30 protein-coding genes are annotated in these 25150 nt (G+C 65.4%); 11 read left to right on the top strand and 19 right to left on the bottom strand.

Annotated features, from left to right (window positions below; genetic code table 11):
• Positions 1 to 19 precede the first annotated feature (19 nt).
• Both KLP42_RS01815 and KLP42_RS01820 read right to left on the bottom strand, forming a co-directional pair.
• Positions 20 to 199, bottom strand: coding sequence for a type II toxin-antitoxin system RelE family toxin (locus KLP42_RS01815; protein ID WP_252192690.1), 180 nt, complete (start codon positions 197 to 199; stop codon positions 20 to 22).
• Positions 200 to 435: 236 nt separating this feature from the next.
• The gene (locus KLP42_RS01820) at positions 436 to 903 is read right to left on the bottom strand and encodes a YcgN family cysteine cluster protein (RefSeq protein ID WP_215564259.1); all 468 of its coding nucleotides are present in this window, start codon (positions 901 to 903) and stop codon (positions 436 to 438) included.
• A 197-nt stretch (positions 904 to 1100) separates the two neighbouring features.
• Between KLP42_RS01820 and KLP42_RS01825 the strand changes: the two genes are divergently transcribed.
• From KLP42_RS01825 to KLP42_RS01840, 4 genes are all read left to right on the top strand, one after another.
• Complete coding sequence (locus KLP42_RS01825; protein ID WP_215564261.1) at positions 1101 to 3287, top strand: transglycosylase domain-containing protein; 2187 nt, start codon at positions 1101 to 1103, stop codon at positions 3285 to 3287.
• A gap of 75 nt (positions 3288 to 3362) precedes the next feature.
• Positions 3363 to 3950 carry a DUF1214 domain-containing protein gene (locus tag KLP42_RS01830; protein ID WP_215564263.1) on the top strand — a complete coding sequence of 196 codons (588 nt, stop codon included), beginning with the start codon at positions 3363 to 3365 and terminating at the stop codon, positions 3948 to 3950.
• Positions 3943 to 4497: a DUF1254 domain-containing protein gene (locus tag KLP42_RS01835; RefSeq protein ID WP_215564265.1), complete on the top strand. Its 555-nt coding sequence runs from the start codon at positions 3943 to 3945 to the stop codon at positions 4495 to 4497. The genes KLP42_RS01830 and KLP42_RS01835 overlap by 8 nt, the downstream gene beginning before the upstream one ends.
• Positions 4498 to 4569: 72 nt before the next feature.
• Positions 4570 to 4719, top strand: a complete 150-nt coding sequence (locus KLP42_RS01840; RefSeq protein ID WP_215564267.1) for a hypothetical protein — start codon at positions 4570 to 4572, stop codon at positions 4717 to 4719.
• Between the two features lie 46 nt (positions 4720 to 4765).
• On the opposite strand, the gene KLP42_RS01845 is transcribed toward KLP42_RS01840, so the two are convergent.
• Positions 4766 to 4951 (bottom strand): hypothetical protein, encoded by a 186-nt coding sequence (locus KLP42_RS01845; protein ID WP_215564269.1) that lies wholly within the window; start codon positions 4949 to 4951, stop codon positions 4766 to 4768.
• Between the two features lie 799 nt (positions 4952 to 5750).
• Here KLP42_RS01845 and KLP42_RS01850 point away from each other — a divergent pair.
• Positions 5751 to 6773, top strand: coding sequence for a DUF2336 domain-containing protein (locus KLP42_RS01850; protein ID WP_252192691.1), 1023 nt, complete (start codon positions 5751 to 5753; stop codon positions 6771 to 6773).
• A gap of 128 nt (positions 6774 to 6901) precedes the next feature.
• Here KLP42_RS01850 and KLP42_RS01855 read toward each other — a convergent pair whose 3' ends face one another.
• A complete protein-coding gene (locus tag KLP42_RS01855) occupies positions 6902 to 7243 on the bottom strand; it encodes a DUF1491 family protein (RefSeq protein WP_215564272.1) in 342 nt (113 codons plus the stop codon).
• A gap of 340 nt (positions 7244 to 7583) precedes the next feature.
• Between KLP42_RS01855 and KLP42_RS01860 the strand changes: the two genes are divergently transcribed.
• Positions 7584 to 7817 (top strand): hypothetical protein, encoded by a 234-nt coding sequence (locus KLP42_RS01860; protein WP_215564274.1) that lies wholly within the window; start codon positions 7584 to 7586, stop codon positions 7815 to 7817.
• A 111-nt stretch (positions 7818 to 7928) separates the two neighbouring features.
• Here KLP42_RS01860 and KLP42_RS01865 read toward each other — a convergent pair whose 3' ends face one another.
• Positions 7929 to 8789: a peptidoglycan-binding domain-containing protein gene (locus KLP42_RS01865; protein ID WP_215564276.1), complete on the bottom strand. Its 861-nt coding sequence runs from the start codon at positions 8787 to 8789 to the stop codon at positions 7929 to 7931.
• A complete protein-coding gene (locus KLP42_RS27230) occupies positions 8761 to 10299 on the bottom strand; it encodes a sensor histidine kinase (RefSeq protein ID WP_215564278.1) in 1539 nt (512 codons plus the stop codon). Before KLP42_RS27230 ends, KLP42_RS01865 begins: the two co-directional genes overlap by 29 nt.
• 447 nt (positions 10300 to 10746) lie before the next feature.
• On the opposite strand from KLP42_RS27230, the gene KLP42_RS01875 reads away from it, so the two are divergent.
• Entirely contained in the window at positions 10747 to 11196 is a 450-nt protein-coding gene (locus KLP42_RS01875) for a DUF5330 domain-containing protein (protein ID WP_215564280.1), read from the top strand.
• A gap of 266 nt (positions 11197 to 11462) precedes the next feature.
• The gene (locus KLP42_RS01880; RefSeq protein ID WP_215564282.1) at positions 11463 to 11882 is read left to right on the top strand and encodes a SufE family protein; all 420 of its coding nucleotides are present in this window, start codon (positions 11463 to 11465) and stop codon (positions 11880 to 11882) included.
• 106 nt (positions 11883 to 11988) lie between these two features.
• Here KLP42_RS01880 and KLP42_RS01885 read toward each other — a convergent pair whose 3' ends face one another.
• The 10 genes from KLP42_RS01885 to KLP42_RS01930 form a co-directional block, all read right to left on the bottom strand.
• Complete coding sequence (locus KLP42_RS01885; protein ID WP_215564284.1) at positions 11989 to 12759, bottom strand: DUF6456 domain-containing protein; 771 nt, start codon at positions 12757 to 12759, stop codon at positions 11989 to 11991.
• A gap of 88 nt (positions 12760 to 12847) precedes the next feature.
• On the bottom strand, positions 12848 to 13273 hold the full coding sequence (locus KLP42_RS26810; RefSeq protein ID WP_252192692.1) for a helix-turn-helix domain-containing protein: 426 nt from the start codon (positions 13271 to 13273) through the stop codon (positions 12848 to 12850).
• Between the two features lie 461 nt (positions 13274 to 13734).
• Positions 13735 to 14163: a Ros/MucR family transcriptional regulator gene (locus KLP42_RS01895; protein ID WP_215564286.1), complete on the bottom strand. Its 429-nt coding sequence runs from the start codon at positions 14161 to 14163 to the stop codon at positions 13735 to 13737.
• A 416-nt stretch (positions 14164 to 14579) separates the two neighbouring features.
• Complete coding sequence (gene mnhG, locus KLP42_RS01900; protein ID WP_215564288.1) at positions 14580 to 14915, bottom strand: monovalent cation/H(+) antiporter subunit G; 336 nt, start codon at positions 14913 to 14915, stop codon at positions 14580 to 14582.
• Positions 14912 to 15289: a cation:proton antiporter gene (locus KLP42_RS01905; protein ID WP_215564291.1), complete on the bottom strand. Its 378-nt coding sequence runs from the start codon at positions 15287 to 15289 to the stop codon at positions 14912 to 14914. The genes mnhG and KLP42_RS01905 overlap by 4 nt, the downstream gene beginning before the upstream one ends.
• A complete protein-coding gene (locus tag KLP42_RS01910; RefSeq protein ID WP_215564292.1) occupies positions 15289 to 15762 on the bottom strand; it encodes a Na+/H+ antiporter subunit E in 474 nt (157 codons plus the stop codon). The genes KLP42_RS01905 and KLP42_RS01910 overlap by 1 nt, the downstream gene beginning before the upstream one ends.
• A complete protein-coding gene (locus tag KLP42_RS01915; RefSeq protein WP_215564294.1) occupies positions 15759 to 17315 on the bottom strand; it encodes a Na+/H+ antiporter subunit D in 1557 nt (518 codons plus the stop codon). Before KLP42_RS01915 ends, KLP42_RS01910 begins: the two co-directional genes overlap by 4 nt.
• Positions 17316 to 17327: 12 nt before the next feature.
• On the bottom strand, positions 17328 to 17705 hold the full coding sequence (locus KLP42_RS01920) for a Na+/H+ antiporter subunit C (protein ID WP_215564296.1): 378 nt from the start codon (positions 17703 to 17705) through the stop codon (positions 17328 to 17330).
• Entirely contained in the window at positions 17705 to 18124 is a 420-nt protein-coding gene (locus KLP42_RS01925; protein ID WP_215564298.1) for a Na+/H+ antiporter subunit B, read from the bottom strand. Before KLP42_RS01925 ends, KLP42_RS01920 begins: the two co-directional genes overlap by 1 nt.
• Entirely contained in the window at positions 18121 to 20484 is a 2364-nt protein-coding gene (locus KLP42_RS01930; RefSeq protein ID WP_215564300.1) for a putative monovalent cation/H+ antiporter subunit A, read from the bottom strand. Before KLP42_RS01930 ends, KLP42_RS01925 begins: the two co-directional genes overlap by 4 nt.
• Before the next feature lie 192 nt (positions 20485 to 20676).
• On the opposite strand from KLP42_RS01930, the gene msrB reads away from it, so the two are divergent.
• Both msrB and KLP42_RS01940 read left to right on the top strand, forming a co-directional pair.
• On the top strand, positions 20677 to 21084 hold the full coding sequence (msrB, locus tag KLP42_RS01935; protein WP_215564302.1) for a peptide-methionine (R)-S-oxide reductase MsrB: 408 nt from the start codon (positions 20677 to 20679) through the stop codon (positions 21082 to 21084).
• 272 nt (positions 21085 to 21356) lie between these two features.
• Positions 21357 to 22265, top strand: a complete 909-nt coding sequence (locus KLP42_RS01940) for a DMT family transporter (RefSeq protein ID WP_215564304.1) — start codon at positions 21357 to 21359, stop codon at positions 22263 to 22265.
• Between the two features lie 63 nt (positions 22266 to 22328).
• Here the strand turns inward: KLP42_RS01940 and KLP42_RS01945 are convergent, their stop codons facing one another.
• The gene (locus KLP42_RS01945) at positions 22329 to 23231 is read right to left on the bottom strand and encodes a LysR family transcriptional regulator (protein WP_215564306.1); all 903 of its coding nucleotides are present in this window, start codon (positions 23229 to 23231) and stop codon (positions 22329 to 22331) included.
• 119 nt (positions 23232 to 23350) lie between these two features.
• Here KLP42_RS01945 and KLP42_RS01950 point away from each other — a divergent pair, with 119 nt between their 5' ends.
• Positions 23351 to 23869 carry a phenolic acid decarboxylase gene (locus tag KLP42_RS01950; RefSeq protein WP_252192693.1) on the top strand — a complete coding sequence of 173 codons (519 nt, stop codon included), beginning with the start codon at positions 23351 to 23353 and terminating at the stop codon, positions 23867 to 23869.
• Between the two features lie 137 nt (positions 23870 to 24006).
• Here the strand turns inward: KLP42_RS01950 and KLP42_RS01955 are convergent, their stop codons facing one another.
• Both KLP42_RS01955 and KLP42_RS01960 read right to left on the bottom strand, forming a co-directional pair.
• Entirely contained in the window at positions 24007 to 24519 is a 513-nt protein-coding gene (locus tag KLP42_RS01955; protein WP_215564308.1) for a GNAT family N-acetyltransferase, read from the bottom strand.
• Positions 24520 to 24648: 129 nt separating this feature from the next.
• Positions 24649 to 25116 carry a nuclear transport factor 2 family protein gene (locus KLP42_RS01960; RefSeq protein ID WP_215564310.1) on the bottom strand — a complete coding sequence of 156 codons (468 nt, stop codon included), beginning with the start codon at positions 25114 to 25116 and terminating at the stop codon, positions 24649 to 24651.
• Positions 25117 to 25150: the final 34 nt, after the last annotated feature.

Genomic DNA, 25150 nt, shown 5'->3' on the forward strand with positions numbered 1-25150 from the left:
GCCCCTCTGGCCGCCGCCATCACCGCCGATAGACCTCACGAGGATTGCCGACACGCACCACCGCGATCACGACATCCCGGTCCTGGATGCGGGCGATGATGCGATGGTCTCCGACCCGGTATTTCCACAGGCCCGCCAGATCGGGACCTCTCCAGGACTGCGGGGATCCTCCAGCCCGGCGAGCCGCTGGTGCAGGCAAAGCAGAATGTGCCGGACGACAGTGGCGCCCAGCGCATCGAGTTCCGTCGGCAGACCGTTCGAATTCAATCCGAGAGCCCGTACCGTTTCATCACATCAGACAGCGGCACCGTCTCGCCCTCCCCCGGTCAAGGCGGGAGAGACGCTCCGGCGCGATCCAGCCGTCTTCCAGATCATCGATATGAGAGGCAATCGCTTCCTCGGCCAAATCCGCACCGGCCCGAAAGACGCCAGGATTTACCGCCCCCGCGCCGTCTCCCCCACCGTCAGCGGCCAGTCCACGAGGTAATCCTCGAAATCATCGACATCCACCTCCTCCTCGGAAATGGTGCGGCCTTGGGCGGAAATGCCGGCCTGGTGCACGGTGTCGGGGTCGCCGGAGACGAGCGGGTGCCACCAGTAGAGGTCCTCGCCGTCGCGCACCAGGCGATAGCCGCAGGTGGGCGGCAGCCAGGAAATGTCGTGCACGCTCTCCACCGTCAGCTGGATGCAGTCCGGCACCGTCTTCTGGCGGTTCTCGTAGTCCTTGCAGCGACAGCTTTCCCCGTCGAGCAGGCGGCAGGCCACCGAGGTGAAGGCCACCTCGCCGGTGTCCCAGTCCTCCAGCTTGTTGAGACAACAGAGCCCGCAGCCGTCGCAGAGGCTTTCCCATTCGGCCTGGGTCATTTCGTCCAGGCGTTTCGTCTTCCAGAACTGATTTTCCATCTTGTCTTTTTTAGCACCGGCTGATCATAGTCGGAAGGTGGGTCCGGCAAAGCGGTTGCGCCCGCGCTGGCGTCAACCATTTGTCAGCCATTTTTGCCGTACTACCGGGGTCTCCGGCATCTGCGGTCGTGGGAAGGCTTTTCCTGCTTCGCGGCGCAAGCGTCAAGCCGTCCCGGTCCCAGCAAGGAATTTCCAAGGTGCAGGACGATCCCCATCCTCCCCGAAAACCGCGCCGGCGCAAGCGCCATCTGCTGCTGCGCATCGACAGCTGGATCGATTCCACCGTCTGGACCGCCGGCTTCCGGGCCGCCGAGATCTGGGAGGAGATCACCATCTTTTCGCGCCGCTTTCGCGTGCGCGGCTGGAAGCGGGTGGTGGTGGAACTGGCCGACGAGGCGATGACCTTCGGCACGGCGGGCTTCGTGCTGCTGCTCGCGCTGGCGCTGCCGGCCTTCGAGGAAACCAAGAAGGACTGGCGCAACCATGGCGATTTCGCCGTGACCTTCCTTGATCGCTACGGCAACGTGATCGGCCATCGCGGCATCATCCACGAGGATTCGGTGCCGATCGACAAGCTGCCGGATCATCTGGTGAAGGCAGTGCTGGCGACCGAGGATCGCCGCTTCTTCGACCATTTCGGCATCGACTTCCTGGGTCTTGCCCGCGCGCTCAACGAAAACGCCAAGGCAGGCGGCGTGGTGCAGGGCGGCTCGACGCTGACGCAGCAGCTCGCCAAGAACCTGTTTCTCACCAACGAGCGTTCGCTGGAGCGCAAGATCAAGGAGGCCTTCCTGGCGCTCTGGCTGGAGGCGAACCTGTCGAAGAAGGAGATCCTGCGCCTTTATCTCGACCGCGCCTACATGGGTGGCGGCACATTCGGGGCGGCGGCGGCGGCACAGTTCTATTTCGGCAAGAACATCACCGATGTGAACCTTGCTGAAGCCGCGATGCTCGCCGGCCTGTTCAAGGCGCCGGCCAAATATGCCCCGCATGTCAACCTGCCGGCGGCGCGCGCCCGCGCCAACGAGGTGCTGACCAATCTGGTGCAGGGCGGGCTGATGACCGAGGGCCAGGTGGTGGCGGCGCGGCGCAACCCGGCCAGCATCATCGACCGGGCCGAACAGCCGGCGCCGGATTACTTTCTCGACTGGGCCTTCGAGGAGGTGCAGCGGCTGGCGGCGGAGGGCCGGCTGAAGAAGCATTCCGTCATCGTGCGCACCACCATCGACATGGGCCTGCAGCAGGCCGCCGACGATGCGGTGGAAAGCTCGCTGCGCGAATATGGCGACAGCTACAAGGTCAAGCAGGGCGCGCTGGTGATGATCGAGACCGGCGGGGCCGTGCGCGCCATGGTGGGTGGGCGCGATTACGGCGAAAGCCAGTTCAACCGCGCCACCAGGGCGCTGCGCCAGCCGGGCTCCTCCTTCAAGCTCTACACCTATACGGCTGCGATGGAGCACGGCTTCACGCCGGAGACGATGATTTCCGATGCGCCGATCACCTGGCGCGGCTGGTCGCCGCAGAATTATGCCCGATCCTACAAGGGCCGCGTGACCCTGCTGACGGCCATGGCGCAATCGCTCAACACCGTGCCGGTGCGCCTTGCCAAGGAGGAGCTCGGCATCGACGTGATCGTCGAGACGGCAAAGAAGATGGGCGTCGAAACCCCGCTGCGCTCCGACAAGACCATTCCGCTCGGCACCTCGGAAGTCACCGTGATGGACCAGGCCACCGCCTATGCGGTGATGCCCTCCGGCGGACTTCAGACGCGGCGCCACGGCATTGCCCAGGTGATGGATTACGAGGGCGACGTGCTCTACGATTTTGACCGCGACGAGCAGCCGGCCCAGCGTATCGTCAGCGAACAGGCAACGGCCTCGATGAACCGCATCCTGACCCAGATCCCGGTGATCGGCACGGCGCGGCGCGCAGCGCTCGATGGCGGCATCGTCACCGCCGGCAAGACCGGCACCTCGCAGGCCTATCGCGATGCCTGGTTCATCGGCTTTACCGGCAATTACACGGCCGCCGTCTGGTTCGGCAATGACGACTTCACCTCCACCAACAACATGACGGGCGGCTCGCTGCCGGCCATGACCTTCAAGAAGCTGATGGATTACGCGCACCAGGGCATCGAGCTGAAACCCATTCCCGGCATCGACAATCCGCTGCCGAACGGCAACCACGCGACCGGCACCACGGTTGCCGCGGCCAAGGGTACGGAGCCCGCCCTTCCGGGCCTCAGCCGCCCGCGTTCGCTTTCGGCCGAAAGCACGCGGCTTCTGCGCCGCATTTCCCGTGATCTCGCCCACGCCCCGCCGCTTCCCGCCCGGAAGGTGGCGGAGGCAGTGCCCGCGGCCATCAACGCGCGCGTGGAGCGGTGACCGACCTTCGCCATTTGCCGGCCCGGCAAACAATGCTACCGCTCCTCATCCCGAACCGCAGAGGTTGACTCGCTCGTGTTCCGCCTGCCCCTTCTCGTCGCGCTCGCCCTGATCGTCGCCTTCGGCGTCGGCATCGGTTCGACGCTGGTGGCGCTTCGGGCCACCACCGGTTTCGGCGCCATCCGGCTGGGTGCCTGGGAAGCCTTTCCCGAGGCACAGACCATTGCCGCCGATCCCTATGCCAAGGCGCACCGCGCCAATGGCGGGCGCCTGCTGTACGGCAGCGCCGAGGGCCTCACCTTCACGGCGGCGGTGGATGAGGGGGGCGAGAGGCTGAACGGCAACTGCACCTATCTCGTTTCCGGCCAGACCCCGCAGGCACGGCTGTGGACGCTGTTTTCCGCCGTGGCGGAGGATCGCCTGCCGAATGCCGCGACCGGGCTGCCGGTGGCGCTGAATTCGCGCATGGTGCTGCGCGAGCGCGATGGCAGCTTCGTCATCAGCGTCGCGCCGACGGCGGAGCCGGGAAACTGGCTGGCCGTGGAGGCAGCAAAGCCCTTCCGTCTGGTGCTGACGCTGCTCGACACGCCGACGGCCGGCAGTTCCGGCCTCATCGACCTTTCCATGCCGCGCATCGACCGCATCGGGTGCGGCCATGCTTAAGATCCTGCTGGCCATCCTGACGGGCCTTGTCGGCGCTGCATTGCTGCATCTGGTGATCATTCTCGCCCTGCCCTATTACAGCGAGCGCGATGCCTATAGCCGCGTGCTGGGCGAAGGCCAGCCGTTCCGCTTCCACTCGCTGGGGGCAAGCCGCGATGCCGCCGGGCTGAGCCGCAACGATCCCTTCCTCGACCTTGCCGTCTGCGCCTTCGACCTGGACGAAAATCCGGTGCGGCTGACGGCCTCGGGCGCCGTGCCCTTCTGGTCGCTGGCGACCTTCGACAGTGCCTCCAACGAAACCTTCAGCATCAACGACCGCACCTCCGTCGGCGGCACGCTGGACGTGATCCTGGCGACGCCCCTGCAGGCAACCCGGTTGCGCAAGGCGCTGCCGGCCGCCCTCGACCAGTCGATCATCGTCGAAACATCCGCACCACAGGGCTATGCGGTGCTGCGCGCCATGGCGCCGCAGGCAAGTTTTCGCCCGGGGGCCTTGCAGTTCCTGGCGCAGGCTACCTGCAGCCCGATGGAGATGAGTGCCAATTAATTCGCGACGTTTGCGTCCTATGTCGCGGCGATCCGCAGCCACGGAATCGCGATCATCGACAAGGGCGCCTCGGTGCCGGATGCCAGGACTTTCGAGAATGGCAGCCTGGTTGTCGGCCAGAATGTCGGTCTGCTGCGGGCCATCCAGCCGGCAAGCGTCATCATGCAGGACCTGATTGCCGGCTACTGGCGGGTGGCCGCGCACGAGTTGGCTGCGGAGTGAGCGCCGGGATCTCCTCGCCGCAGGCAACAGCCGGCCAGAGGCCGGTTCAGTGCTTGTCGAGCCTGAGCGCCATCTCGTCCATCAGGCGGTGGCTCATCTCCTCGGGCCGCTCGTAGCGCACGCCCGTAAACAGAAGCACCGCCGCCTCGGCTGTCTCCGGCGGCCGCGATGACGGCTGCGGGCGACGTCGATGCTCTGCCCGCCATGTGTTCATGACCACGATCTCTGCCATGCTCGTCTCCATCAAAAGAGTTCGAGACGGATGAAGGACGGACCGATTTCACCCTGCCCCCTTTCGGGGCCGGCGCACCTCGCCTGCGAGGCATCTGCGCCTTTCTCGTCAGCCCCGGCGGCCTCGCAGCCGGGAATCTGCGCCAGAAGAAACGCATGGAACCGATGCCGGTTTCACGGGTCTGCAACTATATGCGGCCGGGTTCGAACCGGATCATCGCGGAACAGTGGGTTGCAGAATCATTTATGCGTTCCCACTGAAATACAGCCACAACGACGTTAACAATTCGCTAAAGGCAGGGCAATGCGCCACACTCTCTGCCGCGCCTGCAGCGCCCCGTTGCGGGCCTGTTGCGAAAGCGGCAGCGGGCCGTCCCCCAGCTGTCGCAAAAACTGTGGAAAAGGTGGGGTTTGCCGCGCGCTCTTCACGCAATGGGCGATCGGTGCGGCGCGCCGCTGGGGCCGCAAAAGCCGGCCACGCCGCCCGTTTTGCGCCTCTGCGACCTGCCACGGGGCGATACAGGACGAGGCAGGGCAACACAGGCAGGCAGCCCGCAGGCCCGAAGCGGCACGCCGTCTTCACCAGCCATTAACCTCATTCCGGTAGCATGCTTTAACCATGCCATGACGATCGGGGAAGCCGTTGCGACGGTCCCTCCCGACGTCATCGACTGCCCGTCCAGAGGAGATGACGGCGGCCCCCGGGGGACCTGCGCGCACGCTCTGAGCCTTGTATCGTTTGTAATGCGTCGGTGGATAGGACCGTGGACCGGTATCGTGAACTTGAGAGGCCGCAGGCCATGCGCAGAAAGGATGTGGTGCTGATGGCCACGGTCACGAGTTTCGAGGAACTCGAGCGCCCGACGAAGTCGGAACTGCGCCAGTTCGCGGAACTCTTCAAGCCGCTTTTCCAGGCCTCCGGCGACGAGGCCAGACGCCAGGCCGTTGCCGCCCTCTCCCGATCCCCGAACATTCCCCCCGCCGTCGCCTTCTTCATCGCCAGCCAGCCGATCGCCATTTCCGCGCCCTTCCTCGCCGGTTCCGCCTGCCTTACCGACGAGATGCTGATCACCATCGCCCGCACGCAGGGTGGCGACCACGCCCGCACCATCGTGCGGCGCGAGAACCTGTCGCCGAAGGTCATCGATGCACTGGTGGGTCTGCGCCATGCCCGCCGGGCACCGGAGAGCGTGCGGCGGATCGAACAGGCTGACGCACAGACGACCGATGCGGCCGCCGCCCTGCCGCTGCAGGATGCCGTGGCAGCGCCCGTCACGCCGGCCGAGGCGCCTCTTTCCGAAGGCGCGGCGCGCGCCGCCCGCGAGGAAGCGCTGCGCCAGCAGATCAAGAACCTTGCTGCCCATCTGCACCGCGCCCCGGAGGACAGGCTGGGCCTGCGCACCGTGACCGAGGTGCAGGAAGCGCTGCTGGTACGCTTTGCCCGCGCCGGCGAGGCCGACGGCTTTGCCACGACGCTTGCCGACACGCTCACGGCCAGCCGCTGGCTTGCCGAACGCATCATGCTGGACATTACCGGCCATCAGCTTGCCACCACGCTGAAGGGCATCGGCATGCGCGAGAGCGAGGCGCTTTTCGTGCTGGAGCGTTTCTATTCGCCGCTGCGGGAGCGGATCGGCGACGTGACGCGCAGCCGGATCCTGTGGGACGCACTGGAAGAGGATGCCTGCGGACGCCGCGTCGAAGCCTGGCGCCGCGCCGACCGCCATACCTATGCCGAACCGGTGGCGCCGACTGCCCCGGTCGAAGACAGCGCGGAACGGCTTGCCGTCCACGATCTGCAACGGCGGCGCCTCGCCCGCTGAAGGCGGGGTTCGCGGCCGGCAAGACAGCGTAAAGGCGAAATCACCCCAGGCACGGGACGGACCCCTGCGTGCCGCGCCTTCCAGCCCCCGCAGCCCTCAGCCGGCAGCAACCTGCCCGGCCCGGCCCTTCAGGCGCTGGCGCCCACCACCGCAAACAGGCCGTCCACCGTCTCCGTCTCCAGTTCCACCAGCCACAGGTCGCTGTCGAAGCGCCGCTCGCGGGCAATCAGCGCCTCCACCTCGGCAGGGTCGGCGCGGTGCAGGCGCCGTTCGAACGCGCGCTCGCCATCCTCGCCGGCCAGCATCTGCGGTGCCGGTCCGTAGAGGTCTTCCGTGCCATCGCGAAAGCGGTGACGGATGAAGATGGCGCCTGCCTGATCGGCACCGCGCTTTTCCACGGCAGCAAAGCCACCGGCGGAAAACACCCGGCGCAGCAGGGCCGAGACGACGATATCGGATCTGAGACGCATTGCCTTTCCACGCTGCTGAACGGCCGGCAGGACCGCAATTCCTTCGCGTATGCGCCAGTTGCGCCCGCAACACAAGCGCAGCCTGTGCGATCAGGGTTTCTGCCGCGACATCGGCTGGAGTTTCGACCGGAGGCCCGGCCGGTCGTCGAACCGGGGGCGGAGACGACTGCGCGGCCGTGCCTTGGCCCCTGCGGTTCGAAACGGGAAAGTCACGCCGGCCCTTCAGCCTTTGTTTATCGCTTGCACCGCAGCATCGGCTGCCGCCTTCGGGCAAGCTTCACCCCTTATCAGCGGAGTGGCGAGCGGTAGAACAGTGATCCCGTCACCAAAAGGAGGGAAAATGGCGAAATACAAGTACCAGGAGCATCTGGTTTCGTCCAACGTGCCGGCCTTCGACAAGGAGTGGCAACCCGGACAGATCCCGCCCAATTCCGGCATCTATCGCTGCAAGACCTGCGGCGACGAGATTGCCCTCGGCAAGGGCCAGGCCCTGCCGCGCGATCATCACCAGCATCCGGTGCTGGGTCCGGTCGCGTGGGTCATGCTCGTCTTTGCCCAGGAGCACCCGAAATGAGGCACTGTCGCCCGCCCGAAAGCGGGGGCCTCGACGCGTCCGGCGCCTGACGCGGCTGCAGGCAAGGCTGGAACGGGCTTTTCCTTCGGTCCATGCCGCGAAGGCGACAGATCAGAGTGCTCCGATCGATTTCAGCTTGTCGAGCACGGCCTGCGACGGTTCGCCGGTGACCGGCAGGCGGTAGTGCTTCTGGAAATGGCGGATCGCCGCCTTTGTCTGTTCGCCGACCACACCGTCCACGGTCACGTCGCGATAGGCGATGTTCTGCAGGCCGCGCTGGATCTCGATGATCCGCTCCACCTCGGCGCCAGCCGAGACCGGCACCGGCTTCAGCACCGCCTCGCCTGCCTGCCGGGCCCGCGATACGGCGGCGATATCGGCCGGCGGGCGCGGCGCCGGCGCGGCGGCCGGCAGGGTGTCGGATGCGCGGATGGCGGCCGCCACCGGATCCGGCGCCTCGGGCAGCAGTGCGGGGCGCGGCAGCGGAATGACCTGCGGAATGACAGCCGGCATCTCATGCGCCGCGGAGCTTGCAGCAGCAGCCGGCGCGGCGGCGGGAACGGCTGCGGCAGCAACCGGCGGCACGGACGAGGCCGCTTCGTCCGCCGCCTTGACGAGTGCCGCAACGGCATCCTCGGCGGCAGGGCTCGGCTTGGCCTCCGGCGCCCGCTCGATATGGAAGGTGGTCACATCGACGGGCGCGGCGAACCGCATCGGCCGGTAGCCGGCAATCGCTTCCGGATCATCGGGATCGCGCGTGGCGAGGAAGGGCGAGGGATGGCTGCGCGGCTGATACCACAGCGCATTGGCGGCCACGAAGGAGAAGACGACACACAGACCAAGCGTGCCGAAGACGGTGCGGGGATAGCGCGCGGCCTGGCTGGCGGCAGCCGAAAAGACCTGAACCACAAGGCTCGGCCGTCGGGCCGGAGCCTTTCTGCGGTCAGGCGATTTTCGCTTTCGCGCCGTCATGCGCAAATCCCTGTCTACTCGTTGCGGGTCCGGCGGCAAGATGGGCCAGACGCGGGGGGAATTCAAGCGGCTCGCAGGCCTCATCCGGTGTATCGCTCTCGCCGCGACCTTCCGCCGGAAGGGTGACGCTTACCACGGTTCCTTCGCCAGGGCGACTTTCGATCCTGAACTGTCCACCGTGCAGGGACACCAGTCCCTTGACCAGGGCAAGGCCGAGCCCGGTGCCCTCATGGGCGCGGTTATAGGCATCGTCCACCTGCATGAAGGGCTGGCCGACCAGTGCCAGCTTGTCGGCGGCAATGCCGATGCCGGTATCGCTGACGACGAGCGTCACGCCACCTTCGCCCGAAGCCACCGCATCGATGGCGACGACGCCGCCGGCCGGCGTGAACTTGATGGCATTGCAGGCGAGGTTGATGAGGATCTGCTGCACGGCGCGGCGATCCGCCACCAGATCGCCCAGCCCGCGTGCTACGCGCGTGGTCAGCGTAACGCCCTTGTTGCGGGCCTGCAGGTCCAGCATGGCACGGCAGGCTTCCACCGCCTCGCCGATGCGGAACGGCTCGGTGACCAGCGCATAACGGCCCGCTTCCAGCCGGCTCATGTCCAGCATGGTGTTGACCACCGAAAGAAGATGCGTGCCCGACTGGCGGATCAGTGCCACATATTCCTTCTGGCGCTCGGTTTCCAGGCGGCCGAAATATTCGCCGGCCAGCACGTCGGAAAAGCCGAGAATGGCATTCAGCGGCGTGCGAAGCTCGTGGCTGACGGCGGCGAGGAAGCGCGACTTCGCCTCGTTGGCGCAGCGCACCTCGGCGGCGCAGGCCTCCACCTCGTCGCGCAGGCACTGCTCGGCGGTGATGTCGCGGATCTGCACGAAGACCTGGCGCAGGTCGCCCGCCGCATCGGTGACGGCGGAAAGATCGAGCCGCATGCTGAGAAACTGGCGCCCGCCCTGCACGGTGAAGCCCTGTTCGACGCGCAGATCGACGCTCGCCCGGCTGTTGCCCTGGCGCAGACCATCCAGCGCCTGCAGCACGGCGATGCGATCGGAAACATGGGCGATCTCGGCCAGCATCAGGCCGTCGCGCTCGCGCAGCGCCGCCGGCAGCAGATCGCGGTCGCGGCCGCCGAAGCGGATGATCGCGCCCTGCGGATCGCAAAGCAGCGCGACGCCGGGGCAGACCTCGAAGGCCGGATCGATCTGTTCGCACTCCGCCGCTTCGGGACGCACGACACGCGCCAGCGCAACCGCGCCGGCGGAAACGGACAGCAGGCAGACCAGAACCAGAGAGACGCCAAGCGGCAGCGCCAGCGCCGGGCTGGTGACCAGGGACAGCGTGAGCGGCAGAAGAACGAGACCGAGCAGCGCGCAAAGCGCCAGCATGCGCAGCGTGGACCGGTCGCAGGCGCGCACCTGGTCCCGATCGCTCATCTGCTGCAGCCAGCCAACAGCCAGGTGATCCAGCACATGGATCGCCCTGCCGCCAATGGAATTGAATACGCGCACGCCTGTACCTTACCGCGAACTCTGAATGGCCGACCATAGGCGCCAGTGACTTAAGGAAAGGATAAAAACAGCGGCCGCCGGACGGGACGAAGGGCGCAATTTCGCGTTTTAGGTGTTCCGGTTTGAAGCATCTACCGTTGTGGTTAACGGCGTGTAAGCGCGGATTTGCGCCTTATTTTAGCGAAAATGTTAGGTTTCGGTGCAAGCGACACAAAAGAATCTCTTTGTTTTCTCGCAAAGGCACGGTAATGAAGGTTAACGCGATCCGCTAAAATGAGACCGAAAGTCGTTTGGAACTCTCGCGGCGGGTTGTTCGTTAAAATGCGATGCAAATTCGAGATGAAGTTGAGCAGTTGCTGTAATAGCGCGTTTTTCCAGTGCCTCTAGGCTCGGTGTCGCGCCCCGGACGTGGGTCCGAGTGGGTGCCGAGCAGGCGGGTGAAGGCAGATGTGGTTTCTGATCAAGGGTAGCGTTTTCTTTGCGATGGGTCTTGTCGTGCTGTCCTATTTCAGCACGAACACCAGCATTGCGCCTGCTGGCGAAAAAACCTTCCAGATCTCCGACGCCATCAGCGCCGCGACCGAAGCCTATTCCTATCTGAGCGCCATCTGCGACGAAAAGCCGGATGTCTGCCAGAAGGGCAGCGAAACGCTGACGGCGCTCGGCTTCCGCGCCAAGGAAGGTGCCCGCGTGGCCTTCCAGTTCCTCGACAGCCAGCTGGCAACCGCCGAAGCCCCGGTCGAGACCGCGCCGGCCGCAACGCCCGCGGTAGTCGATGTACCGCGCGGCGCCCGCCAGCCGATGCCGCAGCGGGTTGCCAACAACCAGTTCGTCCGCACCGACGACCAGTTGTCGACCGGCTCCGTGCCGGTGCCGCTCGCCCGCCCGATTCACTGATTTCCCTCCCCGCCCGACCCGACAAAGCGGCCGCCATGCGCCCTTTCGGCATGGATCGCCGCCCCTTTGCATGATGAAAGCTGTGGCCGGGGCGCAAGCCTCAGGTTTCCCTCGCCTGCCGAGGCGCCTATATGTGAAGACAGAAGGCTGAGACGAAACGCGCACCCGACGGAGCGGTGGCGCGTTTCGTCATCCCAGCCGTCCCGGCCGGCCCCGTGACGCGGGCAAGGCCGGGCCCTGCCAACCGAAGCCATGCGGAAGCCGCCATGACCAGCATCGACCAGATCATCGACGATTTTGCCTTTCTCGACGATTGGGAGGATCGCTACCGCTATGTCATCGAACTCGGCAAGGCGCTGCCGGATCTCGCCGAGGAAAACAAGACGGCGCAGAACAAGGTGAATGGCTGCGCAAGCCAGGTCTGGCTGGTCACCCATCGCGGCGACGGCGCCGACCCGGTGCTGACCTTCGAGGGCGATTCCGATGCCCATATCGTGCGTGGCCTGGTGGCCATCGTGCTCGCCGCCTATTCCGGCAAGACCGCATCGGCCATTGCCCATTATGACGTGTTCGACGTGTTCAACCGTATCGGCCTGGTGGAAAACCTCTCCTCGCAGCGGGCAAACGGCCTGCGCTCCATGGTGAAGCGCATCCGCGACGAGGCACAGGCGCTGGCCGCCGCCTGAGGGCGTTCGACCGAAAGTGTTCGACCGCAGGTGTTTGACTGGGGGCCTTCGACTTCGGCCCTTCGCCGGGCGCCGCACCGGGTGCCGGCCCCCGAAAGCCGGCGCCTCATAGTTCCGGGCGATAGCCTTCCGCACCCCAGGCGTGGCGACGGCGCGCCCGCACGTCTGGCGGTGCGTAATGCCGTTCGAGCGCCAGAAGCGCCGTGCGCAGCATCAGCTTGGCCGAGCGCACCGGCCAGCCGCGCTCCTGCTCCACCCGTTCCAGCCCCTTGCCAAAGCAGCAGACATCGAGCGCCACGCCGGACAGTTCCGGCCCCATGGCCTCGACCGCCCGCCCCACCCGCAGCCGGGCGGCCATCGCGCTGTCGGTGAGATCCGGCTGGCCGCCCCGCATGCCGGGCGTGCGCGTCGACAGCCGTGGTTCCCAGCTTGCGGTGACGCACGGCGCCAGATGGCCGCGCTCGAAATCGACCGACAGCCGTTCGCCGGCCTCGATGGTTCCGGGCGGGAAGAAGGGCTGCCCTTGCCTGTCCTTCAGCCGGCCGAGATGGGCAAGCGGCGATTCCAGCAGGTTGCGGCGCACCGTCTCGGCGGCGCCCGCCACCTCCACCCTGTCTTCCACCAGCAGGCGATGCTGGCCGGCAAAGGTCTCCTCACCCTGTGTCGCAAGATGCCGGCGCAGATAGCTGGCGGCCTCCTTGCGGGCATGCACGGTTTCGCCCTCCTGCGTGAGCAGGCCGGCAGCCAGCGCCGCCTGAAGCAGGCCGGCAGCATGCACGGTCTGCCCGCCCTCCCCGGTCAGAGCAAGCATCCGCGCATCGGCCTGCGCCTCCACCCGGCATGGTCCACGCAGCACCTGCCGCAGAAGACGCAGCATGGGCCGCCCGGGCGACGGTTCGCAGGCCCCTGTCGCAGCGGTTTGCGGCGCCGGGCCTTGCGCTGCACCCCGCCTGGTCTTGCTCCGTTCATTCATAGCGCGGCACCTCGCGGCAGCCGAACACGGTGGCCACCATGCGCTCCACCGTCGAGACCAGATCGTCGAAGGCGGCATCGTCGCGCCGGTCCTCCACCACGCTGCAGGCATGGCCGACCGTCGAGCGGTCGCGGCCGAAGGCATCGCCGATATCGCCCTGGGGAATGCTGAGCGACACATGGCAGACATACATGGCAATCTGCCGCACATGGCACAGCATCCGGCGCCGGTCGCGGCGAAAGCTCGCCCGATCCGCCGTCATCATCACCAGTTCCGCCACCAGATGCCGCACGATGCGGCAGACCTGCGGCAGCGGCAGGCTGGCGGGCGCAACAAAGCATGGCAGCGGCGCAAGGGCCGCCGGATTCTCCGGCTGAGCAGGAAATGCCGGTGTCTCTGTTCTGTTGATATCAGGCATGAACAACTCCCGTGATAGGAATTAATTCATACACCCTATGCCGAAACGGGGGACGAGCGAAAGCCTGCGCCGCCAAACATCCGTTGATTTTGCGCGGAAATTTTATGACAGACTGTAAAATTTTTGGATTATTTTCCTCACCCTCTACCGAATTTGAGGGGGAAGACGGGGGAATGCGACCGTGCGCACCACCTTTGCCGGGCTCAAGGCGCGAAGGCTATGCCAGGCAATGACCGTAAACGACCGGTTTTCGGAGGCTCGCCCCCTGATCGACACCGGCCGCTGACTGGCATCATCTGCCGGTCGACAACCATCGGCATGGAAAAACACCAGCGGCGTGGATGGCAGGCATGCGCCGACGGACTCAGACAGAACGCGCCGCCGGGGCGGCAGATCCGCTCCGGCCGACACATGTGGCAATGACCGGCGGGCGATGCCCCTGCAGGCCGGTCATCCGCCGTTTACTTGGCGCGCTTGCGGCGCTGGCCGAGACCCATTTCCTTGGCGAGGCGCGAACGGGCCTCGGCATAGGAGGGAGCCACCATCGGATAGTCGGCCGGCAGGCCCCACTTCTCGCGATATTCTTCCGGCGTCATGTTGTAATGCGTCATCAGGTGCCGCTTCAACGACTTGAACTTCAGGCCGTCTTCCAGGCAGATCAGGTAATCGTCCTCGATCGACTTGCGGATCGGAACCGGCGGCTTCGGCTTTTCGACTGCAGCAGGCACAGGCGCAGGCGAAGACGTGTTGCTGAGTGCATTGTGCACGTCGGAAATCAGGTTGGACAGATCGCCCACCGGAACGACGTGATTGCTGACATAGGCGGCTACGATATCGGCGGTGAGTTCCACCAGCAGATCGGAGCCCTTGCCCGCGGTAACTTCGGTCATTTCAAATCTCCTGTTCGTTTCGCTGGCAACTGTATCACCCTGATACAGAGCCGTCGCAGAGCAGCCCGAAGAACTCCATTCCAAACCCGCTTTTCGACCAAAACATGGATCCACCCCTAGATCCATACGGGTCTGAACGAATTTCCCGGCGCCATCAGAAATACCGGCCGATGGATTCTGTGCCCTTTTGCCTCGTGTGACCGCTGGCGGACATCAAACGCTGGCAAGAGGCACCCCGAACTCGGTCGATATTCGTGCTCTACTGGAATGCGATTAGCATTGTTCGCCGCAAAGTCCAAATACAATCTTCGTAACTTAGACTATTAGGCACTTTGTCCTACGAGTTTAAGCGCTTACTGATTGATTATCGCACAGACCGCGGCAAGCGGAAGTAAATGTGTCAGACACACCGATTATCAAGGGTTATCCCGGCGCAGATGGTCGACCACGGTCGAAGCGTGCAGCCGGTAGCCGACCTTGTGGGCGGCGCGCGCCAGCAGGTGGGCGGAGATGGGCGCGGTGAGAATGAAGAAGAGGAAACCAGCTAAGGCTCTGGAAAACGTAGACAAATCGCCCGAATGCAGGCCTGCGGCAAGCAGCAGGAGACCCGATCCCACCGTGCCGGCCTTGGAGGCGGCATGCATGCGGGTGAACACATCCGGCAGCCGGATCAGGCCGATGGAGGCCACCAGCGCGAAGGCGCCGCCGGCCACCAGAAGTAGAACCGTCACGAGCGTCAGTACAAGGCTCATTGCTTGCCCCCATGTGCCATTTTGGATCGCTTGCCGGATCCGGATCGGTGTCCCGGGCGCGGCCGGGCGGCATTTTCCGGCTCGCCCTCCTCATCCGCCGTGCCGCGCGACAGGATGAAGCGGGCAAAGGCGACGGTGGCCAGGAAGCCGACAAGGCCGAGAGCGATCGCCACGTCGATGTAAAGGGTAAAGCCGGTCTTGATCGCGATGACGGCGATGAAGCCGATGGCGATGCCGACCAGCATGTCGAGCGCCACCACCCGGTCGGCCAGCGTCGGCCCTGCTACCACGCGGCAGACGGTGACGAGGAAGGACAGGGCCAGAAGCGCCAGCGACAGCCAGATACCGGCGGAAAGGATCAATGCGTCGCTCATCAGCGGAAAGCCTCCATGATCTTGCGCTCGAACCCGTCGCGGATGTCGCGCCGCGCCCCTTCGATGTCGGAGCAATCGACCGCGTGGACATACAGCGTGCGGCGGTCTTCCGACACGTCGACCGACAGCGTGCCGGGCGTCAGCGTGATGAGGTTGGCAAGCAGGGTGATCTCGAAATCGCGATCGACCGTCAGCGGAAAGGCGAAGATGCCGGGCCGCGCCTCAAGCTTCGGCCGGGTGACCAGCACCGCCACCTTCCAGGCCGACAGCGCCAGTTCCCTGAAGAACAGCAGCACCAGCGACAGGATGAGCCCGATGCGGCGCAGATAGCTGACACCCTGTGCCTGCTCGCGCACCAGCCCGATGGCGAGCGCCGAGACGACGAAGCCGAACAGGAAGTTCAGGAAGGTGGCGCTGCCGCTGACCGCCACCCAGACGACGGCAAACAGCACGTTCATGGAAAAGGCGGTCATTGCGCACCTCCCGTCGGGAAGACAGAGCCGATATAGGCCGAAGGATCAAGCAGCCCGCCAGCTGCCTGCTGCGACAGGGCCAGCGGCCATTCGGGAAACAGGCCGAAGCCGGTGATCAGCAGCACGAGCGCCAGGATCGGCCCGAAGGCGCGCCAGTCGAGCCGCGCCGGTACAGCCAGCGGCACCGCCGCCGGCCGCCAGTAGGCGAACAGGAAGACGCGGCCAAGCGCGATGGTGGAGAGGAAGCCGGACAGCAGGATGCTGCCGGCCAGCCACCAGGCGCCGATATCGAGCGAGGCCTTGACCAGCACGATCTTCGGCCAGAGGCCGGAAAAGGGCGGCAGGCCCGCCACCGCGAAGAACAGCGCCAGAGACACGAAGGCAAAGCCCGGCTGGCGGGCATAGATGCCGCCGATCGACTGAAGCGTCCACTGGCCGGTCAGCGCCGCGGCACGGCCGATCACCAGATAGAGCGCCGTCATGGCCAGGATCGAATGCAGCGCATAGAAGATCGCCCCGGACAGCCCCGCCACGCTGCCGATGGCGATGCCCGCCATCATGTTGCCGATGCCGGCGATCACCGCATAGCCGGCGAGACGGCGCAGGTCGTTCTGGGCGATCATCGAAAGCGCCGCCAGCACCATGGTCAGCGCCGCAACCACGGCCACCACCAGGCTGAGTTCCTCCGTCTGCAGCGGAAACAGCATCACCATCACCCGCAGCAGCGCATAGATGCCGATCTTGGTCAGCAAGCCGCCGAACAGCGCCGACACCGTGATGCGCGGCGTGTGATAGGAGGCCGGCAGCCAGAAATTCACAGGGAAGGCGGCGGCCTTCATGGCAAAGGCGAGGATGAACAGCGCCGAGAGCGTCATCAGCGGCGCACCGGAGGCGGAGCGCACCTTCAGCACCAGGTCGGCCATGTTGAGCGTGCCGAATACCGCATAGAGATAGCCGACGGCGATCAGGAAGAAGGTGGTGCCGAGCAGGTTCAGCACCGCATATTTCATCGCCCCGTCGATCTGCTCGCGCTCGGAACCGAGGATCAGCAGGCCGAAGGAGGAGATCAGCAGCACCTCGAACCAGACATAGAGATTGAAGATATCGCCGGTCAGGAAGGCGCCGGACACGCCGGCCATCAGCAGCAGCAGGAAAGGGAAGAAGCCGTAGCGCAGGCCGCTGTCGCTGATATCCGACAGCGCGGCAACGGCCGCGGCCAGCGCCACCACCGCCGAGACCAGCGCCATCACCGCGCCGAACACGTCGACGGAGAAGGCGATGCCGAAGGGCGGCAGCCAGCGGCCCATCACCATGGTGACGGGGCCTTCGGCGAGCACCTTCCACAGCAGAAGGGCATCGATCAGCACCAGCAGCGCAAGGCCGGCAATCGCGATCGGCCCGTGCAGGCGGATGCGGTGGCGCAGCATCATCAAGACGGCGCCGAGGCCGATCATCAGCGCCGGCGGCAGCACCACCAGCCAGTCGGCAAGCGCGGTCGGCGTCATGACGAGCGCGGCGGAGAGATCGACGGGGGTCGAGGTCGTGGCGGCCATGGTCGTCCTTCCTCAGTAGCCAAGCGGCGGCATGGGGTCATCCTTCGGTTCGGCGAGCCGCATCTCGTCCGTGTTGTCCGTGCCGAGCTCCTGATAGGCGCGATAGGTCAGCACCAGCAGGAAGGCGAAGAAGGAGAAGGAAATGACGATGGCCGTCAGGATGAGCGCCTGCGGCAGGGGATTGGCGGTGCCCGGCGGCAGCGCATCGAGCCCCTTGCCGATGATCGGCGGCACTTCGCGCGTCAGCCGGCCACCGGTGAAGATCAACAGGTTCACCGCATTGCCGAGAATGGCGATGCCGAGCAGCATGCGCACCGAATGCTTCGACAGGATCAGATAGATGGCGGCGGCGAAGAAAGCACCGACGAGAACCGAAAGCAGCACTTCCATCAGTCGCTCTCCTTCTCTTCCAGAGCAAGCGCGATCGAGGTGATCGCACCGACGACGACCAGATAGACGCCGATATCGAAGGTCATCACGCTGGACAGCGGCACCTCGACGCCGAAGAGGTGCGGATAGATCCAAAGCCCGGTCATGAACGGCACGCCCAGAAGGACGGAGACGAGGCCGGAGACGGTGGAGAGCAGCAGCCCGAAGCCGGCAATCGACATGGGATGAAAGCGGATCGCCCGGCGCACCGCGGCCACGCCATAGGCAATGCCGTAGATGGCGAAGGCGGATGCCGCGATCAGCCCGCCGATGAAGCCGCCGCCCGGTTCGTTATGGCCGCGCAGCAGCACGAACACCGAAAAGAGGATCATCAGCGCCGTGAGGAAGGGCGCGACCGTGCGGAAGATCAGCGTGTTCATGACTTGCCTCCTGCGCGGCTCGCATCCGCCGCGTCCGGATCATTGTCGGCCGGGCGCAGCGTGCTGCCGGCCCGGATCCGGATCAGCGCCAGAATGGCAAGGCCGGTGATCATCACCACGGCAATCTCGCCCAGTGTATCGGTGCCGCGGAAATCGACGATGATGACGTTCACCACATTGGCGCCATGCGCGATGGCCTTGGAATAGGCGTTGAAGAATTCGGTCAGGCGGTTGTCGAACACGCCCTCGGTCGATTTCAACAGCAGCAGCATGAAGCCGAGGCCGCAGGCAATCGCGATCGTCGCGTCGAACAGCATCTGGCCGATGGGGCGATGGTCGGAGGGCGACAGCCTCAGCCGCGTCATGGCGAGCGCCAGGATGACCACCGACAGCGTTTCCACCATGAACTGGGTGAAGGAGAGGTCCGGCGCGCCGAACAGCAGGAAGATCACGGCAACCGCAAAACCCTGGATGCCGAGCGAGACGATGGCCGACAGCCGGTTGCTGGCCCTCAGCACCGCCACCAGCCCCGACAGGGCGATGAGGAAAAAGGCCCATTCATGGATCATCACCCCGGATGGCAAGAGCGGCGCGCCCGGCCATTCGCCATAGACGAAGGGAGGCACCAGAAGGGTGAGCGCCAGAAGGATGAAGGTGGCGGTGACATAGATCTCCAGCCGGCCCGGCTGGATGATGCGCGTCACCCGCACGGACAGACGGACGAGGCCGGCAATGGCCGCATCGAAACCGCGGTCCGGCCCCGGCCCGATCGCCTCGAGCAGCCGAGACATCAGTGTGCGGATGCGGCCGATCTGCAGATAGAACAACACGCCGAGCCCGACGGTTATGAGCGACAGCAGCAGCGGAATGCCGAGATGCGGTATGGTGGAAATGGTGACTGTGGTCGGCGCTCCTTCGACGGCGCTGGCCATCGGCGAGGAGATGAAGCGGTGCACCGGCCCCGACACAAGGCCCGCGGCAAGCCCGAGCACGGCCAGAACCACCGGCCCCAGCCACAGCAGCACCGGCCCCTCATGCGCGTGCTTCGGCGTTTCCACCGGCCGCCCCAGGAAGGGCTTCAGCGCCACCGCGAAGGCGAGCGCGAACATCAGCCCGTTGCCGAGCATTGCCACGCCGGCAAACAGCATGGAGCGCAGATCGCCCCCGGCCAGCGCATAATAGATTTCCTCCTTGGCGAGAAAGCCGAGGAAGAGCGGCAGGCCGCCCATGGAGAGCGCTGCAAGCAGGGCTGCCGCGAAGGTGATCGGCATGGCGCGGGCAAGCCCGCCGAGACGGGTCACGTCACGCGTTCCCGCCTCGTGGTCGATGATGCCGGCCACCATGAACAGCGCGCCCTTGAACAGCGAATGCGCCACCAGATAGAGCACCGCCGCCTCCACCGCATGCGGCGTGTCGAAGCCGGTCAGCATCACCAGCAGGCCGAGCGAGGCCATGGTGGTATAGGCCAGCATCAGCTTGAGATCCGTCTGGCGCATGCCGAGGAATGTGCCGGCAATCAGCGTTATGCCGCCGAAGAAGGGCAGCAGGATCTCCCAGGCCGGCATGTCGCCCAGCACCGGGTTGAGGCGCATCAGCAGATAGACGCCGGCCTTCACCATGGTGGCCGAGTGCAGATAGGCCGAGACCGGGGTCGGCGCCTCCATGGCGTTCGGCAGCCAGGCATGGAAGGGAAACTGCGCCGACTTGGTGAAGCAGCCGCCGAGGATGAGGAGGAGTGCGGCCAGATAGAAGGGGCTCTGGCGCACCAGTTCGCCCTGATGCACGACCAGCGACAACTGCGTCATGCCGGTGATGTTCCACAGGAAGATCAGCCCGGCCAGCAGCAGCAGGCCGCCGCCGCCGGTGATGACCAGCGCCTGCAGCGCCGCGCGACGGGCCGCTGCCCGCTCGTGGTCGAAGCCGATCAGCAGGAAGGAGGTGATCGAGGTCAGCTCCCAGTAGACGAACAGCATCAGGAAACTGTCGGACACCACCACACCCAGCATGGCGCCCATGAACAGCAGGATGAAGGCGAAGAAGCGTCCCTGCTGCGGATGGCCCTTCATGTAGCCGCCGGCATAGAGCACGATCAGCGTGCCGATGCCGGTGATCAGCAGGGCAAAGGTCAGCGACAGTCCGTCGATGAACCAGGAGAAGGAAAGATTGAAGCTGGGCGCCCAGGCATAACCGCCCGTCACCACCTCCCCGGCGGCGATTTCGGGCAGATAACCCAGAAAGTAAAGGCAAGAAAAGGCAGGGGCGAGCGCCAGAATCCAGGCGGCCCGGTGCCCAAGAAATCGCGTCAGGGAAGGAGCAGCCAGTGCCGCCATGAATGGCAGGAACAAACATACCAAGGTCATTGCGGCGATATCACCCTCCTGCCAGCGCGTCGAAATTCGTGTGAAGTCTCCACCCCCCGGCCGAGACAAGCCAGCCCTACTTAAGGCATGGTTTTCCACCTCTCAATGTTTTTAGAGGAAAAATCGCCGCCCAAGCCGCCTTTATGACCCGGATGTGAACACCTATCTACCGTTGGAACACAGGAGACGCCAATGCAAGACCAGATCAAGCCGAAGCTGCAGAAGACGGATGCCGAGTGGCGCGAACAGTTGACGGGCGAGCAATACCGCATCCTGCGCGAACACGGCACAGAGCGTGCCTTCACCGGTCCATACTGGAACAGCAAGGAGAAGGGTCTCTACCGCTGCGCGGGCTGCAACGAGCCGCTGTTCGTCTCCGACACCAAGTTCGATTCCGGCTGCGGCTGGCCGAGCTATTTCGCCCCGGTGCGCGCGGATGCGGTGGTGGAACTGCGCGACACCTCGCACGGCATGGTGCGCACGGAGATCCGCTGCGCCACCTGCGACGGGCATCTCGGCCATGTCTTTCCCGACGGCCCGAAGCCGACCGGGCTGCGCTACTGCATCAACGGCCATGCCATGGTGTTCGAGGCGATCTAGCGGATCGACGCCGCAGCCCCAAGCCGCATATCGCCCGACGGCCTATCCTGACGGATCCGCTGCGGGCCGCGCCGGCAGGATCCGGCGGGAACGCATCAGGGTGCCGGTGGGCTGCGCCGGCAACCGCCCGGCCAGACAGGCGAGGTCGACAAGGGCGCCGCCGCCGCGGTGCGTGGCGGACCACCGGGACGAGACAGTTTGACCGCGGCCGAAGCATCCCCTGGCGGGAAGAGGATAGGTTCCGGACAAGACCGACAGGAACCGACAGCCCGATGCCCGAGAAAACCTCCCTTGCCCGCGAACTCCTTCTGCTTCTGCTGCTCGCCACCTGCTGGGGATCGGCCTATACCTTCATCAAGGTGGGCATCGAGACGATCCCGCCGGTCACGCTGATTGCCGCGCGCACCCTGATTGCCGGCGGGCTGCTGCTCGTGATCCTGCGGCTGCGCGGGCTTCGCATGCCGCGGGACCGTACCGTCTGGCGCCGCTTCCTGGTGCAGGCCTGCCTCAACAGCGCTGTCCCCTTCACGCTGATCGCCTGGGCGGAACAGAGCGTCGATGCGGGACTTGCCGTCATTCTCAATTCGCTGACGCCGGTCGTCACCTTCCTCATCACGGCGCTCGTCACCCGGCACGAAGCGGTATCCGGCCGCAAGCTTCTGGGTGTCGTGGCCGGACTGACGGGCGCGAGCCTGATCATCGGCGTCGGTGCCCTGGATGGGCTGGGACGCGATGTGGTGGCACAGTTCGCCGTGGTGGCCGCCACCGTCTGCTATGCCTGCGCGGCCATCTACGGCAAGAATTTCAAGGGCCTCGATCCGATGATGCCGGCGGCGGGGTCGCTGGTCTGCGGTGCCGTTCTGCTCTTTCCCGCAAGCCTCGTCCTCGATCATCCCTGGACGCTGAGCCCGTCGCTGCCGTCGCTCGTGGCCCTGCTGGCGCTGTCGGCCTTCTCCACCTCGCTAGCCTTCGTCATCTATTTCCGGCTTGTGCAGACGCTCGGTTCGGTCGCCACCACCTCGCAGGCCTATCTGCGCGTGCCGATCGGCGTGGCGATCGGCGCCATCTTTCTCGGCGAGCGGCTGTCGCTGACCGCCTGGATCGGGCTTGCCTTCGTGATGATCGGCGTGATCGCCATGACGCTGCCCGCCCGTCGTGTCTCGCCTCAGAGCTCACCATAAACAAGGGGATCCGGCCTTCCCCTGCGGACGGACGAAGACCGGGAAAGCTGGCATCTGCCCGGTTCAAGTTGAACCCGGCAGATTGCCGGCGACATCGCCCTCGCGCAGCAGCCGGCCTAAAATGGCGGCGGGATGTTCGCCGTGCAGATCCTCGCGCGCCATGCACAGGCCATGCAGAACCGGGCGCATCTGGCCGATGCCGATGGGCAGGCTGCGCAGCGTGCCGCGCTCCAGATCCTCGCGGATCGCATCGAGCGGCAGCCAGCCGAAACAGAGCCCGTTGCGCACCGCGTCGATGGCCGAGTCCATCGTGTTCATCCGCCAGATGCGCCCCTGCGGCGACACGTCCCCGCCATTCGCTTCCAGCCCGCGCACCTCCACGCACGGAAAGCGGGCAAGTGCCGCCTGCCGCAGGCCCGATGGCAAGGCATGCAGCGGATGCTGCGCATGGGCGACCGCGATCAGGTCGACATGGGATATGATATCGACCCGGCGCTGGCCGGGGGCGGCGACGAGGACCCCGACATCATAGGCATCCGCGTGCGTATCCTCGATCGTCCAGCGGACGGTCTCCGTCAGATGCACTTCCGCATCCGGACAGCGGACGGAAAAGGCGCTCAGGGCGGCGAACAGGCGCCGGCGGGAAAACAGCGTATCCACCAGAAGGCGCACCGCGACTGCCCCGCCCTTCTCCAGACGCTTGCCGAGCCGCTCCACCCGCATCAGGTCGTCCAGCAGCGGCGTCACCTCTGCCAGCAGCATGGCGCCTGCTTCGGTAAGCGCCGCCCGCCGGCCCTGGATCGACAGAAGCTCGACGCCCACCGCCTCGTGAAGGCGGGCCACCGCATAGCTGACGGAGGACTGGCTGCGGTTGAGCCGCTCCGCCGCCGCGGCAAAACTGCCCTCTTCGACAATGGCGCGCAGCACGCCCCAGTGTTCGAGGCTGGAGCGGGGAAGCAGGGACATGCGGCCCTCCCGGACAAAGATCAATCGGATAATTAGATTAATTACACCCAACTTCAGGTCTGGAACAAGCGAAACGCTACGATAACATGCCAAATATCCGATCAAACAAGGAGTTTCCCATGTCCGACCCCTTTGAATCCACCAAGCCCGAAGAGCTGACGGCCTTCATCGGCAAGCACTTCATCTACACCTATGAAAACGGCTGGCAGTACGAAATGTACATCAAGAACGACCGTACCATCGATTACCGCATTCACGGCGGCATGGTGGGCGGGCGCTGGGTGCGCGACCAGATCGCCCATATCGTGCGGCTTTCGCCGGACGTCTTCAAGATCTCCTGGGACGAACCGACAGGAACCACGGTCAGCGTCGCCGTCAACCTGGCGAGCCGCCGCCTGCATGGCGTGATCTTCTTCCCCGCCTGGATCGCCGCCGATCCGATCAGGACGGTCTGCTTCCAGAACGAGCATCTGGATCAGATGCGTGCGTTTCGCGATGCAGGCCCGACCTATCCGAAGCTCGTGATCGACGAGTTCGCCGACATCACCTATCTGGAAGATTGCGCCGCCAATGACGAGACCATCATTGCCTGCGCCCCCGACAGGCTGCCGCAAGGCTATGCCTCCCGCCGCAACTGATCCGGTTGTCACAGGCATTCCTCACCGCGCCGCCACGGCCTTCGACGACAGACCACGGATCGGATAGAAGATCATGCCTCGTGGCGAGATAGGCCAGAGGTGCATCAGAAGCGACGGGAGAGGCCCTCCCGTCGCCGTCACTGCGCCCCGCTCACCTGCAGTTCCAGGCAGGCGAGATCCAGCCAGCGGCCGAACTTGATGCCGACTTCGCGGTGAATGCCGACAAGGCGAAAGCCAAGCCCCTCATGCAGACGCAGGGAGGCGGCATTGCCAGCCTCGACGCAGGCGATCATCACATGGATATTGCCGGCCCTTGCCCGTTCCACCAGGCGGCGCATCAGCGTGCGGCCGATGCCGCCGCCCCGCTGGTCGCGCCGCACATAGACGGAATGCTCCACCGTGTGGCGGAACCCTTCGAAGGCGCGCCAGTCGCCATAGGAGGCATAGCCGGCCACCCGGCCATCGACATCGGCCACCAGCACCGGAAAGCCGCGCGCCTGACGGGCGGCAAACCAGTCGCGGCGATTGGCGAGATCGACCAGATTGTCGTTCCAGATCGCGGTGGTATGGGCAACCGCGTCATTATAGATCTCGAGGATGGCGGGAAGATCCGCGTCCGTTGCGTCGCGGATCAGCGGTTCGGTCGGCATGGGCGTCGTCCACTATAATTTACAACTTGTCTCTGATAGCAGACTCCATTGTCGAACGTCCAGTGGCGCGGCAGCCGCGGGCGACCTTACGCCAGTTGGCAAACCAAGGTCCCTCCCCGCCGGTCGCGCTCAGGAATAGCCGCCCTGGGCACGCTGTTCGGCCATTTCCTCCTGCGCCCGGTCCAGCTCGCTCTCACCGGCCCTATCATCGGCCGTGCCGCCGGCGGCGGACTGCAGCGACGGGATCCGGGCCGGATCGAAATAGCTGCGCAGCGCGGCAATCTGCCCGTCCTTCTCCTCCAGCACGGTAACGCCGCCATAGGAAAAGGGCTTGCCGCCGATCATGCCGCGGCTTTCCCATTCGAGAAACGAGATGTTGCCCTGGCTTGCCGTCTGGCGGAATTCGGAGGCGACGTCCTTGAAGCTTGCGCGATAATCGCGCCAGAAGCGCGCCGGCCCGTCGCTGCCCGCCTCGCGGCTCAGCACCGGGTTGGAAACGGTCGCATCATCGCGGAACAGGGAGAGAATGGCCTCCACCTCGCCGGCCTGTTCCAGCTTGCGAAGCGCCTCGACGAAATCCCGTGCAAGTGTCGACATGGTTTTTCCTTCCTGATCGGATTGTGCTCAGGCA

Source organism: Rhizobium sp. CSW-27, assembly GCF_018760785.1.
In the GTDB taxonomy this organism is placed as follows: Bacteria; Pseudomonadota; Alphaproteobacteria; order Rhizobiales; family Rhizobiaceae; genus Neorhizobium.

What these genes read in the sequence shown, in the direction of transcription:
- KLP42_RS01885 (WP_215564284.1), bottom strand. Translation starts at nt 12,759, where the DNA reads ATGCTGCGTCTTCTGCGGCAGGTGCTGCGTGGACCATGCCGGGTGGAG.
- KLP42_RS01880 (WP_215564282.1), top strand. Translation starts at nt 11,463, where the DNA reads ATGACCAGCATCGACCAGATCATCGACGATTTTGCCTTTCTCGACGAT.
- KLP42_RS01960 (WP_215564310.1), bottom strand. Translation starts at nt 25,116, where the DNA reads ATGTCGACACTTGCACGGGATTTCGTCGAGGCGCTTCGCAAGCTGGAA.
- KLP42_RS01835 (WP_215564265.1), top strand. Translation starts at nt 3,943, where the DNA reads ATGCTTAAGATCCTGCTGGCCATCCTGACGGGCCTTGTCGGCGCTGCA.
- KLP42_RS26810 (WP_252192692.1), bottom strand. Translation starts at nt 13,273, where the DNA reads ATGCCTGATATCAACAGAACAGAGACACCGGCATTTCCTGCTCAGCCG.
- KLP42_RS01865 (WP_215564276.1), bottom strand. Translation starts at nt 8,789, where the DNA reads ATGACGGCGCGAAAGCGAAAATCGCCTGACCGCAGAAAGGCTCCGGCC.
- KLP42_RS01910 (WP_215564292.1), bottom strand. Translation starts at nt 15,762, where the DNA reads ATGACCGCCTTTTCCATGAACGTGCTGTTTGCCGTCGTCTGGGTGGCG.
- KLP42_RS01875 (WP_215564280.1), top strand. Translation starts at nt 10,747, where the DNA reads ATGTGGTTTCTGATCAAGGGTAGCGTTTTCTTTGCGATGGGTCTTGTC.
- KLP42_RS01920 (WP_215564296.1), bottom strand. Translation starts at nt 17,705, where the DNA reads ATGGAAGTGCTGCTTTCGGTTCTCGTCGGTGCTTTCTTCGCCGCCGCC.
- KLP42_RS01950 (WP_252192693.1), top strand. Translation starts at nt 23,351, where the DNA reads ATGTCCGACCCCTTTGAATCCACCAAGCCCGAAGAGCTGACGGCCTTC.
- KLP42_RS01895 (WP_215564286.1), bottom strand. Translation starts at nt 14,163, where the DNA reads ATGACCGAAGTTACCGCGGGCAAGGGCTCCGATCTGCTGGTGGAACTC.
- KLP42_RS01845 (WP_215564269.1), bottom strand. Translation starts at nt 4,951, where the DNA reads ATGGCAGAGATCGTGGTCATGAACACATGGCGGGCAGAGCATCGACGT.
- KLP42_RS01915 (WP_215564294.1), bottom strand. Translation starts at nt 17,315, where the DNA reads ATGGCCGCCACGACCTCGACCCCCGTCGATCTCTCCGCCGCGCTCGTC.
- KLP42_RS01940 (WP_215564304.1), top strand. Translation starts at nt 21,357, where the DNA reads ATGCCCGAGAAAACCTCCCTTGCCCGCGAACTCCTTCTGCTTCTGCTG.
- KLP42_RS01905 (WP_215564291.1), bottom strand. Translation starts at nt 15,289, where the DNA reads ATGAGCGACGCATTGATCCTTTCCGCCGGTATCTGGCTGTCGCTGGCG.
- KLP42_RS01860 (WP_215564274.1), top strand. Translation starts at nt 7,584, where the DNA reads ATGGCGAAATACAAGTACCAGGAGCATCTGGTTTCGTCCAACGTGCCG.
- KLP42_RS01945 (WP_215564306.1), bottom strand. Translation starts at nt 23,231, where the DNA reads ATGTCCCTGCTTCCCCGCTCCAGCCTCGAACACTGGGGCGTGCTGCGC.
- KLP42_RS01820 (WP_215564259.1), bottom strand. Translation starts at nt 903, where the DNA reads ATGGAAAATCAGTTCTGGAAGACGAAACGCCTGGACGAAATGACCCAG.
- KLP42_RS01850 (WP_252192691.1), top strand. Translation starts at nt 5,751, where the DNA reads ATGCGCAGAAAGGATGTGGTGCTGATGGCCACGGTCACGAGTTTCGAG.
- KLP42_RS01925 (WP_215564298.1), bottom strand. Translation starts at nt 18,124, where the DNA reads ATGAACACGCTGATCTTCCGCACGGTCGCGCCCTTCCTCACGGCGCTG.
- mnhG (WP_215564288.1), bottom strand. Translation starts at nt 14,915, where the DNA reads ATGAGCCTTGTACTGACGCTCGTGACGGTTCTACTTCTGGTGGCCGGC.
- KLP42_RS01955 (WP_215564308.1), bottom strand. Translation starts at nt 24,519, where the DNA reads ATGCCGACCGAACCGCTGATCCGCGACGCAACGGACGCGGATCTTCCC.
- msrB (WP_215564302.1), top strand. Translation starts at nt 20,677, where the DNA reads ATGCAAGACCAGATCAAGCCGAAGCTGCAGAAGACGGATGCCGAGTGG.
- KLP42_RS01855 (WP_215564272.1), bottom strand. Translation starts at nt 7,243, where the DNA reads ATGCGTCTCAGATCCGATATCGTCGTCTCGGCCCTGCTGCGCCGGGTG.
- KLP42_RS01930 (WP_215564300.1), bottom strand. Translation starts at nt 20,484, where the DNA reads ATGACCTTGGTATGTTTGTTCCTGCCATTCATGGCGGCACTGGCTGCT.